Annotated in this window: 10 protein-coding genes and 1 other RNA gene; 10 read left to right on the forward strand and 1 reads right to left on the reverse strand. The window is 47.2% G+C overall.

Annotated elements, in window-relative coordinates:
* Positions 1-187 precede the first annotated feature (187 nt).
* The 9 genes from ssrA (at position 188) to fusA (ending at position 7,825) form a co-directional block, all read left to right on the forward strand.
* Positions 188-545, forward strand: a transfer-messenger RNA (tmRNA) gene (gene ssrA, locus AB1757_28355).
* A gap of 102 nt (positions 546-647) precedes the next feature.
* Positions 648-1,046 (forward strand): hypothetical protein, encoded by a 399-nt coding sequence (locus AB1757_28360; GenBank protein MEW6130977.1) that lies wholly within the window; start codon positions 648-650, stop codon positions 1,044-1,046.
* An 89-nt stretch (positions 1,047-1,135) separates the two neighbouring features.
* On the forward strand, positions 1,136-1,990 hold the full coding sequence (gene murI / locus AB1757_28365) for a glutamate racemase (protein MEW6130978.1): 855 nt from the start codon (positions 1,136-1,138) through the stop codon (positions 1,988-1,990).
* Positions 1,987-2,724 carry a ribonuclease PH gene (rph, locus tag AB1757_28370; GenBank protein ID MEW6130979.1) on the forward strand — a complete coding sequence of 246 codons (738 nt, stop codon included), beginning with the start codon at positions 1,987-1,989 and terminating at the stop codon, positions 2,722-2,724. The genes murI and rph overlap by 4 nt, the downstream gene beginning before the upstream one ends.
* Positions 2,725-2,756: 32 nt before the next feature.
* A complete protein-coding gene (locus AB1757_28375) occupies positions 2,757-3,809 on the forward strand; it encodes an MBL fold metallo-hydrolase (protein MEW6130980.1) in 1,053 nt (350 codons plus the stop codon).
* Positions 3,810-3,838: 29 nt separating this feature from the next.
* A complete protein-coding gene (locus AB1757_28380) occupies positions 3,839-4,300 on the forward strand; it encodes a ferritin-like domain-containing protein (GenBank protein MEW6130981.1) in 462 nt (153 codons plus the stop codon).
* A 53-nt stretch (positions 4,301-4,353) separates the two neighbouring features.
* Positions 4,354-4,878, forward strand: coding sequence for a GNAT family N-acetyltransferase (locus tag AB1757_28385; protein MEW6130982.1), 525 nt, complete (start codon positions 4,354-4,356; stop codon positions 4,876-4,878).
* A 65-nt stretch (positions 4,879-4,943) separates the two neighbouring features.
* A complete protein-coding gene (locus AB1757_28390; protein ID MEW6130983.1) occupies positions 4,944-5,462 on the forward strand; it encodes a hypothetical protein in 519 nt (172 codons plus the stop codon).
* A 278-nt stretch (positions 5,463-5,740) separates the two neighbouring features.
* Positions 5,741-7,825, forward strand: coding sequence for an elongation factor G (fusA, locus tag AB1757_28395; protein MEW6130984.1), 2,085 nt, complete (start codon positions 5,741-5,743; stop codon positions 7,823-7,825).
* A 58-nt stretch (positions 7,826-7,883) separates the two neighbouring features.
* Here the strand turns inward: fusA and AB1757_28400 are convergent, their stop codons facing one another.
* The gene (locus tag AB1757_28400) at positions 7,884-8,885 is read right to left on the reverse strand and encodes a VWA domain-containing protein (protein ID MEW6130985.1); all 1,002 of its coding nucleotides are present in this window, start codon (positions 8,883-8,885) and stop codon (positions 7,884-7,886) included.
* A gap of 213 nt (positions 8,886-9,098) precedes the next feature.
* Here AB1757_28400 and AB1757_28405 point away from each other — a divergent pair, with 213 nt between their 5' ends.
* Positions 9,099-10,796, forward strand: coding sequence for an alkaline phosphatase family protein (locus AB1757_28405; protein MEW6130986.1), 1,698 nt, complete (start codon positions 9,099-9,101; stop codon positions 10,794-10,796).
* Positions 10,797-10,800: the final 4 nt, after the last annotated feature.

Consider the following 10,800-nt stretch of genomic DNA (forward strand, 5'->3'; position numbering starts at 1 on the left):
ATCATCGGCTTAGTCATAAGGCAAGGCTTCAAGTACCTGCCGGATGCGAGAAGAAAGTATAGTGCGCAACCGCTTGAAGGGCTCAAGCTCATCTTGCGGCGCTAATTCAGACTTTGTTACAGCCGTGTCGGAAATAAGCAATATCTTGACTCTGTTGATTAAGCTACGTTAGACTGAATTTTGCTTCGGGGGTGCACTGGTTTCGACGGGGGCATTCTGAGGCGTTAGATGCATACCGCAGCCCATAACCTGCGTTATCAATTGTGGAAAAACATAATCGCGAATAGCGAACTTGCTTTGGCTGCTTAGTTCAGCCACGTTTCCCTCTTCATCATCCGCGTGTTGAGAGGAAACGTCACTTAGCGGATTGCAGTGTTTAACTTGTAATCAGGAGTTAAACAACTAAGCCCAATCTGATTTAGCCCTCCGGGATGCTTGTTGCTTCCACGGTCCTGGCGGGCGAACCCAATAGCGAAGCAAACAAGTATGTAGATTCTAGCGTTGACGACTCTCGGACGAGAGTTCGATTCTCTCCACCTCCACTTATTTTGTATGAGGTGATACGGATTAAAGGGGGAAAACCTCATTCTGCCTTTTCCGGTTCCACCTTAGGTTGAACTTCTGCTATTTAAGGAAAGAGATTTTATTTGATGAAAGACCCCGCCAACGCGCAAGCCTCCGCAATTAAACTGGCTGAACTCACACAGGAAATCGAAGAACTCGAAAACCATCGTCAATCTATTTTGCAACGCCTCGATGGTGTCCGATTGTTGTTACAAAACGCCGGAAACCGCACAACCAAATTGCGCGCTTCGGTTGATTTACTTTCCGAACATTTAACCGAACTGGCATTTGCGGAGGTGATTAAACTCGAAGATGAGATTCGTAAAATCGGTCTGGCAATCAATAAAAATGACCGCGATGCATCATTAATTTCGTTTGAGACCGAAAGCTTTGAAGAATCCATGAATGATGCCGAAGAGGATTTTGAGCGCCTCGCGCAATTTATGATCGAAGGCAAACCGCGTTTTACTCGCGGACACTAAGGCTATTGCGGATTGCGGATTGCAGATTGCGAATTGGTTTTGTGAAAAAAAATTTGCAATCGATAATCCGCTTTTGAGAAACCAGGACTATGAGTCGAACTGATTCCCAGAATCCGCAACCCGCAATCCACCATCCGCAATCCGAACTCCCAATAGGCATTTTCGATTCCGGTGTGGGCGGACTTACGGTTTTTCGCGCCCTCGAACGCCGTTTGCCGAACGAAAGTCTGATTTATCTCGGTGACACGGCGCGGGTGCCTTATGGAACGCGCTCGGTTGAAACCGTCCAACGATATGCTCTCGAAGATGCCGCGTTTATCGAATCCAAAAAGGTCAAAGCGATTGTCATTGCCTGCAACACGGCGTCGGCGCTTGCCGCAAACTTACTGCGCGAAAAATGTTCGGTTCCGGTGCTTGGCGTGATTCGACCGGGTTCACAACAGGCAGTAATCAAAACCCAGAATCGCCATATCGGTTTAATCGCCACCGAAGCGACGGTTGCCAGCGGCGCATACGAAAAGGCGATGAGAAATTTGCGCGATGATATTGAAATAACCGCGCGCGCCTGTCCGCTTTTTGTACCGCTTGCCGAAGAAGGTTGGGCAACTCATGCGGTCACCGAACAGGTCGCCAGAGAGTATTTAGCGGATTTCATTGCCAGCCGGGTTGATACCCTGGTGCTTGGGTGTACACATTACCCGATTCTTCGCCATACCATTCAAAAAATTATGGGCGACGAAGTTTCATTGATTGATTCCGGCGAAGCAGTTGCAGAGGTGGTAGCGCAGATGTTAGAAGAGAAGCAGCTTGTGCGGAAAAGCGATGAACCGCGCATAGAGCAATTTTATGTTACCGATTCGGCGGTTCGTTTCCGTCGCGTTGCAGAAATTTTTTTAGGTAGAAATATTGAATCGTTAGAGACGATTGTACTGGGGAGTTTATGAGTTATAAGAGAAAATATGGTCGCAGTTATGATGCCTTGCGAGATGTCAGAATCACGCCGAGCTATACCCGATATGCCGAAGGTTCCGTGTTAATTGAGATGGGCGAAACCAAGGTAATCTGCAACGCTTCGATTGATGAGCGGGTGCCGATTTTTCTGAGGAACAGCGGCAAAGGTTGGGTTACGGCAGAGTATTCGATGTTGCCGAGAGCCACAGAAAATCGTACGCAACGTGAAGGGCGTGGCAGCGCCAATCTTTCCGGTCGCACACAGGAAATTCAACGATTAATCGGGCGTTCATTGCGTTCCGTGGTTGAATTCAACCGCCTGGGTGAACGTACCGTTTATATCGATTGCGATGTCATTCAGGCAGATGGCGGCACCCGCACCGCTTCAATTACCGGGGCTTTTGTGGCGTTGGTGTTTGCGCTTAGAAAACTTTATAACGACGGGAAAATTGCTGCGCCCATACCGGTCACCGATTATATTGCGGCAATTTCCGTAGGCATCATCAAGGGCGAGCCGATGCTGGATTTGGCTTATGAAGAAGATTCACAAGCCGAAGTTGATATGAATGTGGTGAAGACCGGCACGGGAAAATTTGTTGAGGTGCAGGGAACCGCCGAATCCAAACCTTTTGATAAACCTCAAATGGACAGATTGATTGAACTGGCAACCATTGGCATTGATAAGTTGATTGAACAACAACGCGCGGTACTGGGTGATTTGCGGTAAATCTATTTACTCGAAAACCGGGAGGTTCATTTATGTGTAAGGTGAGCAGAAGAGATATGTTGGTGGGTGGCGCTGCGCTTTTGGGCATGGCAGCCACCGATTCGGAGTCAGTTGTGAAACCGGCGAAAGCCAATCCCCGTGAAGTCGGCAAAGTCGAAACTTTGGCAACCGATGTCTATTTTCATGAAGGCAATATCGTTTTAACCCATTGCAACAATGGCTGGATCGTTTTTGAAGATTATGTGCTGGTGATTGATGCCAATTTTCCATCCGGCGCGGAAATCATCATTCCGAAAATTCGCGCCATCACCAACAAACCGATTCGGTTCGCATTTGACACACATCATCACGGCGACCACGCTTATGCCAACCAACTGTGGGTGGAGCAGGGCGCGACGCCGCTTGCCCATATCGGGGTACTTGATGATATGAAGAAATATGAAACCGGATTGTTCGGTAATGCGCCGGGTCGTTGGGAAGAGACCGCCAAACAGCGGAAAGATTTAACCAATACAAAACTCAAACCGCCGTCTCTGCTGTTTCCCAAGGAATTGATTTTTGATGATGGTAAACATCGCGTCGAATTAATGCATCTGGGGGTTGCGCATACCAATGGCGATGCGGTTGCCTGGCTTCCCAAAGAAAAAATCCTGTTTACCGGTGATGTCTGCGTAAACGGTCCCTATAACTACACGGGCGATGGTCACGTCGAAAAATGGATTGCCACACTCGATGCCGCAAAAAAACTGGGCGCGAAAACTATCTGCCCTGGGCACGGGATGTTCGCAACCGAAAGCTTATTAAATGACCAGCAAGCCTTTTTCGCTTCATTGCGTGAAGCGGTTGGCAAATTGGTAAATGGCAAAAAGTCGGCGCAACAGATTAAAGATTCAGTCGGTCAAATCAGCGACCAGTTAAAGGCGAACAGGCAAATTGCGCGTTACGTTTCTAACGGAACGTTAGCCGAACAAGTCGAAAAGGTATTTAATGAGATGACCGGAGAATCATTCCCCGCCTCACAAAAAACTTCTAGGTTAGACAGAGATTTGCACGCCCATTCTCATGGTTTAACCTTACTGGGCTAGTTTTCAGGTCATAGATTTTGGGAGGGACAATGTTTGATAACGATTTTGATAAACCGGCAGTCGTTGGCGTATTGAATGAAATTTTAGAAATGGAACTTGCAGGTGTCGTGAGATACACCCATTACTCGCTGATGATTTTTGGACCCAATCGTATTCCGATTGTGCAGTGGTGTCGAACGGAAGCGAATACCTGTTTACTGCACGCCCATCAAGCCGGAGAATTTATTACCCATCTCGGCGAACACCCATCGCTCAAGGTGGGCAAATTACTGGAAACCCATCAACACGAAATTAACGACATTCTGCTTGAATCGCTCGCTATGGAAAAAGAAGGGCTATTGCTTTACAAAAAGCTTCTCAAGTTGGTGCATGACAAATCAATCATCCTCGAAGAATATGCGCGGCAAATGGTCGCCGAAGAAGAATTGCACCTCGGAGAAGTCAATAAAATGCTGCGAAACCCCGGCGATGTTCAGGTTTATTCAGTTTAAACAAAACTGATTGTTACTCATAGTCAAGCCCTTCTCGCGAATCGGTGAATGAGATGACGGTCATTGAAACCAGTCGGATATGGTTACAAACCTGGCACCCCGATGATTCATCCGAATTTCGCTACATTGCCACTGACCCCGAAGTGATGCGATTCATCGGCAATGGTCAGGTTTGGGATGATGCGCGCATCGCAAGCTGGATTGCTAAGCAAATAGTAAATTATCGCACCCTGGGGTTTTCATTCTGGAAATTGATTGAAAAATCAACCAACCGATTAATCGGTCATAGCGGCATACAGTATTTGGCAAACACCGGCGAGATAGAAATCGGCTGGTGGCTTGCCAGGCGTTGCTGGGGGCAAGGGTTTGCCACAGAAGCCGCGAGCGGAGTTTTAGATTACAGCTTTGAAAATCTGAAGATTAACCGACTGGTTGCGATTGCTTACCCTGAAAATATCGCGTCAATAAACATCATGAAAAAAATCGGCATGAAATTTGTCCGGCAAACTACCGGAGCCGAGTTAGGATTGGCATACCCTGAGATTCAACTGGTGCTCTATTCAATTGAAAAAATTTAAGAGATAATTTCATCTCGCATTAAATCATTTTATATTCCAGCCTAGTTTTATTGTGTGGAGGTTGTATGAAAAACAGGAAGTTGTGGTGTTTAGCCTTAATCTTGTTATTTGCCATACCGGTTGCTGCACAGGAACCCACCAGCGAATTTAAAGATGCGGCGGGAAGATTTAAAATTACGCTCATCGGCGATTGGAAACCCGTTACCTATGATGATGCGGTCGGGCGTTCCCGTACGGAATTTGTTTACGGAGACCGTAGCGAAGGATTATTAAAAATCACCAAAGAAAAACTGAATGGTGAAACGCTGACCGGAAAAGTTCATACCGAGCAGGAAAACCTGCGCATCTATCGGGTTGGATTTGAACGAGTCTCGACCGAACATTTCGACGTAGGAAAATATGATGGGATGCGCTTTGCTTTTTTCAGCACCGACAGCGGTCGCAAAACCGCCAGCGCCTTTTATTATATTCAGGAAGGTGATTCGGTCTGGGTGTTGCGCTTTACCGGGAAACGCGGGGTGCTCGACACCATACGTAATCTCACAGACCGCATGGCGAGAAGTTTTACGCCATTGGGAAAATAGTTCCGGGTCTGAAATCCGGTGTCCGGTGTGATTTGGTAAGTTATCCCCCCGCTTCCAGATGTGCAGTTTGTGAGCAAAGTTACAGGATGCCTGCAAAGAATAATGACATTTTCAACAATCCTGAACCCGACGCCGGACACCTGACGCTTGACTCCAGACTATTTAGTTGCCTTGAAAAAACCTTGAATCCGAGATATGAATAGCGCTTTGCAGTCATCAAGATATTGCTCTCTAATTGGCAATTTTACGAAAACTCATTCGACGAAAGGAACAGCCCTATGAAGGTGTACGACACAAAGGATATTAGAAATATTGGCATTGTAGGTCACGGACACTGCGGGAAAACTTCTCTGGTGTCCGCGATGCTTTTTGACTCCGGCGCGACTCCCAGACTGGGTCGCGTGGATGATGGTTCAGCCATCACTGATTACGACGAAGATGAAATCGCGCGTAAAATGACGATTTACAGTTCGCTGGCTCATTGCGAATGGAACGGCAAAAAATTAAACATTATCGATACACCAGGTTCCGCTGCTTTCATACTTGCAACCAAAACCGCGCTGCGCGCCGCCGATGCCGCTCTCGTTGTCGTTGATGCCACCAGTGGCGTTGAAGTCCAAACCGAAAAAGCCTGGAGTTACGCCCAGGAAATGGTCATTCCGCGTTTGATTATCATTAATAAACTCGACAAAGAACGCGCCGATTTTGAATCAGCGGTAAATAACGTCATTGAAATCTGGGGACGCCGGGCGGTTCCACTGCAAATTCCGATTGGTAAAGAATATGATTTTAAAGGCGTCATCGACCTGATTCATTTGAAGGCTTACCTGGCAGATGGCAAGCCCACAGATATTCCTGCCGAGTTGGTAGACGCGGCAAATTCTGCTCGCGAAAAAATTATTGATGTGGTTGCTGAAGCTTCCGAAGAATTGATGGAAAAATATTTTGAAGAGGGCACCCTGAGCGATGAGGATTTGATTCCCGGAATTCATTCAGCCGTAAAAGAACGGCGAATCTTTCCGATTTTATGCGCCTCTTCCACACAAAACATCGGCATTCAGGCATTGATGAATGCGATTGTCGAATTGGTTCCGCAACCGGATGAACTCGGCGCCGCCAAAGGCAAACACCCGGACACCGGCGAAGAGATTGAACGCGAAGTCAAAGACATTGCGCCGTTTTCAGCTTATGTGTTTAAAACCATTGCTGACCCGTTTGCCGGGCGCATCACCGTATTCAAAATCTATTCGGGAAGCGTGAAATCGGATGCCACGGTATACAACATCACCAAAAATACTCAGGAACGTTTAGGTCCGCTGCATACCATTCAAGGGAAAACTCTTGAAAAAATTGGCGAAGCCAAAGCCGGTGATCTTGTCGCAGTAACCAAATTAAAAGAGACCGTAACCGGCGATACCTTCTGCGATAAGGCAACCCCGATTGCTTATGAACCGGTGAAACTGCCGACCCCGGCAATCTCTTTTGCCATCGAACCGAAATCACGAAACGACGAAGATAAACTTTCACAGGCGATTCACAAGATGTTGGAAGAAGACCAGGCGCTGTTATTTTCGCGAGACCCGCAAACCAAAGAGTTTTTGCTTTCCGGCACCGGGCAAATTCACATTGAAACTGCGGTGACCAAATTGAAGCGACGTTACGGGGTTGAAGTCGAATTGCATCCGCCGAAAGTTGCCTACCTTGAAACCTTGAAAGGGCGCTCCGAGGTTGTCGGTCGCCACAAAAAGCAATCCGGCGGGCGCGGACAATTTGGCGAAGCCACCTGTGTATTTGAAGGTTTGCCGAGAGGCAGCGGTTTTGAATTCGTCGATAAAATTTTCGGCGGTTCGATTCCTTCAAACTGGCGACCGGCGGTTGAAAAGGGAATTAAAGACGCGGCGGCGCTCGGCGCAATTGCCGGATATCCTGTGGTGGATTTCAAAGTCGAATTGATTGACGGCAAATATCACTCGGTTGACTCGGACGATTTGTCATTTCAGATTGCCGGTCGTAAAGCGTTTCGTCAGGCGAAAGAGAAATTGAAAGCCGTGTTGCTTGAACCCGTGATGAATGTGGAAATCACCGTGCCGCAGGAAAATTCCGGCGATATTCTCGGAGACATCAACTCGCGTCGCGGTCGCGTTCAGGGTATGGATTCAAAGGGCAACAACGCGATTGTCAAAGCGCAGGTGCCGCTGTCGGAAATGCTCAGCTATCAATCAACCTTGAATTCCATCACTGGCGCGCGCGGTTCCTATACGATGGAACTCGACCATTATGATGAAGTCCCGGCTTCCCTGACTCAAAAAATCGTTCAGAAAGCTCAGGAAGAAGGCCGCATCAAGGTTGTTGAGGAAGATTAAAGACTTACATTTTGTTGAGATTGGAAATCAAAGAGGGCAATTAATTCTGCCCTCTTTTTTATTTTAGTGTTGATATATCCTTAGCTTTACTTGCGTAATATCCCTTTCTTGTAACGATTCCGACCTGCCCTTCGCGTTTTTCGACATCGGGTGAAAGTTGCAGTTTAATCTTGCGATACTTGCCATCTTTTTGGGTATTGGTTGAAACGTAGCCGATGGCGTAACGGTTGCGGAGTTGGTTAATCAGGGTTGCCAGTTTTTCGCTAATCTCTTTTTTCCCGGTTTTGCTGACGATGCCGCCGGTTTTTTCCGCGTACTTCTTTATGTCGCCGCGAAATAAAAAAGGTTTCATCGCATAAAAGAATGGGTCGAGTTTCAAAATGGTTTCGTTGAGACTTGAAACATTAATTCCACACACGACACTCCCCGATTCGTAAATTTCGTTGAGCGCCTCTTTTTCGGAATGTCCCTGTCCGAGTTTTTGCGTTGAAAGATTATCGGAAACCACCAGAATGACGCGACGACTCGCGGGATTACTGGCATTTTTAAACAACAAAGCGGCTTGATACAACGCTTCGTGCAGTAAAATGCCATCGCGTCCCAAACTCTTTTTATCGATGGCTTGAATTCTCTCGCCAATCAACTTGCGGTCGGTGGTGAAACCCTGAATTAACTCTGTCCGTGAAGCTGTTCCCATCACCGCGACCTCATCACTCTCTTTTAATTGATTCAACGCTTCGATGGTTTCATCGCCCATTTCCTTGATGATGTCCCAGACGCTCCCGCTGGTATCGATGACGATTAAAATCGATAGCGGCAATAAATCTTGGCTGAAATGGGTGATTTCCTGTTTTACGCCGTCTTCATAAATCGTCACCTCTTCTTTTTTCAGGTCGGCAATGCTCACTCCGGTTTTTTTATTGATAATCTGCGCATCAAGCACCACGAGTTCGGTGCTGAGTTTTATCGATTGCTCAGTTGATTGACCAAAAGCCAACTGAGATGTGACTTGATAAACGCAGATGAGAAGAAAAAGGCTGATTGAAATTATGCGTTTCATCGAATGCTACCTGCTGAAACTTGAAATGGGATGCGGACTTCAAGAACGAAAAATTCCTTAAAACGTCATTACAGGTCAAAAAGTGTAAGAGTCAAATCCGCAACCCGTCAACGATGAATCATCACCGTTTGATTCAAGTGGCGTCAGGTTGACATGCCAAGCATCGGTGAATTACGGTTAATCGCTAATCATTTAAATTCAAATTCAGGATAGATGATGAATAAAAAAACTTACGCCTCGTTGGTTAGCTTACTGCTCATCACGCTTTTTGTTGTTTCCAATTTTTCACTCGCAACCCAAAATCGAAGAGCCAATGAAAGAGCCTCTACAGTCGTTTCGGCTAAACCGAAACTGGTTTTGGTGATTGTCGTTGATCAGTTCCGTTACGATTTTCTCGAACGGTTTGCAGACCTTTTGGGCAGAGATGGGTTTCGCCGATTGATTGAAGGCGGGGCGTTTTTTACCAATGCCAATTATGATTATGTGCCAACTTATACCGCGCCGGGACACGCTTCGATTTTTACCGGTTCGGTTCCCGCGCAAAACGGCATTGTCGGCAATAATTGGTTCGACCGTGAAACCGGAAAAAATCGTGTGATGGTTTCCGACCTCAATGCCCGTTCGGTTACGATGAAAGGCATATCCGAAACCCCAGGTTCTTTCAGTCCAAGAGTGTTAATCGGCACCACTATCGGCGACCAGATACGCTTGTCGAATAATTTCAAATCGAAGGTCATCGCAGTCTCGCAAAAAGACCGCAGCGCCATTTTACCCGGCGGACAAAAGCCGAACGGCGCTTTCTGGTATCAAGCCAGCGACGGGACATTTATCACCAGTGATTATTATGCAAGCGAACTTCCGGCTTGGGTCAAAGCGTTCAACACCAATACCCGCCCGGATAAATATTTCAATATGAAATGGGAACTTTCTGCGAAGCCGGAAATCTACAGCCGAGCGCAGTCGCAAAATCTGCCGATACAGAAATCGCCGCTCGGAGATAAATTTCCCTATGCGATGAATGCCGGAGAAGCTAAACCGACCGGCAAGTTTTATTCGGCATTTGAATATTCGCCTTATGCATCGGAACATCTCGCAGAATTTGCCGAAGCGGCAATTGACGCAGAGAAATTGGGCGAGGACGAGTACCCCGATTTATTGAGCGTCAGTTTTTCTTCACCTGATTTAATCGGTCATGCATTTGGCCCCGACAGCCGTGAAATTGTCGATACCTATATTCGACTCGATCAAACTATCGCCGGATTGTTGAATTTCATTGACCGCAAAGTCGGACTCGCCAACACCGTGATTGCCGTTACCGGCGACCACGGCGTTTGTCCTGTCCCTGAATATGCCAAATCCGTCGGCTTTGATGCCGACCGCATTCCCGGCACCCGGTTGATTGAAACGGTGAACAAAGCCTTGACCAAAAAATTTGGTGAAGGGAAATGGGTACAGGCTTTTGTGAATGACCAGCTTTATCTCGACCCGAAAGTTATCGCTCAATATAAAGCTGATGCGTCCGAAGTTGAGCGAAGCGCCGGTGAAGCTGCAATCACCGTGCCCGGTGTGGTGAATTTTTTCACGCGCACCCAAATTACAGAAGGCGACTTGCCGACCACGCCCATTGGTCGGCGGGTGATGAACGGATTCAATCGCAAACGTTCAGGCGATGTCTGGATTATTGCCAAACCATTTTATTTTTTTATGGAAGGCACATTGCCAACCACACACGGTTCACCATACAACTATGATACCCATGTGCCGATTATCTTCTGGGGCAAATCCGTTCAAAAAGGACGTTTTTCAATCGACTGCGCGCCCTCGGATATTGCTCCGACACTTGCCTCAATCCTTGGCGTCGAAATGCCCTCAAATCGGGTTGGACGGGTATTGCCTGTGCAGGATAAATAGTATT

This window comes from Acidobacteriota bacterium (genome assembly GCA_040754075.1).
GTDB lineage: Bacteria > Acidobacteriota > Blastocatellia > UBA7656 > UBA7656 > JBFMDH01.

Coding starts and splice junctions, on each gene's coding strand:
- murI (MEW6130978.1), top strand. CDS start 1,136: ATGAGTCGAACTGATTCCCAGAATCCGCAACCCGCAATCCACCATCCG.
- rph (MEW6130979.1), top strand. CDS start 1,987: ATGAGTTATAAGAGAAAATATGGTCGCAGTTATGATGCCTTGCGAGAT.
- AB1757_28375 (MEW6130980.1), top strand. CDS start 2,757: ATGTGTAAGGTGAGCAGAAGAGATATGTTGGTGGGTGGCGCTGCGCTT.
- AB1757_28380 (MEW6130981.1), top strand. CDS start 3,839: ATGTTTGATAACGATTTTGATAAACCGGCAGTCGTTGGCGTATTGAAT.
- AB1757_28385 (MEW6130982.1), top strand. CDS start 4,354: ATGACGGTCATTGAAACCAGTCGGATATGGTTACAAACCTGGCACCCC.
- AB1757_28390 (MEW6130983.1), top strand. CDS start 4,944: ATGAAAAACAGGAAGTTGTGGTGTTTAGCCTTAATCTTGTTATTTGCC.
- fusA (MEW6130984.1), top strand. CDS start 5,741: ATGAAGGTGTACGACACAAAGGATATTAGAAATATTGGCATTGTAGGT.
- AB1757_28400 (MEW6130985.1), bottom strand. CDS start 8,885: ATGAAACGCATAATTTCAATCAGCCTTTTTCTTCTCATCTGCGTTTAT.
- AB1757_28405 (MEW6130986.1), top strand. CDS start 9,099: ATGATGAATAAAAAAACTTACGCCTCGTTGGTTAGCTTACTGCTCATC.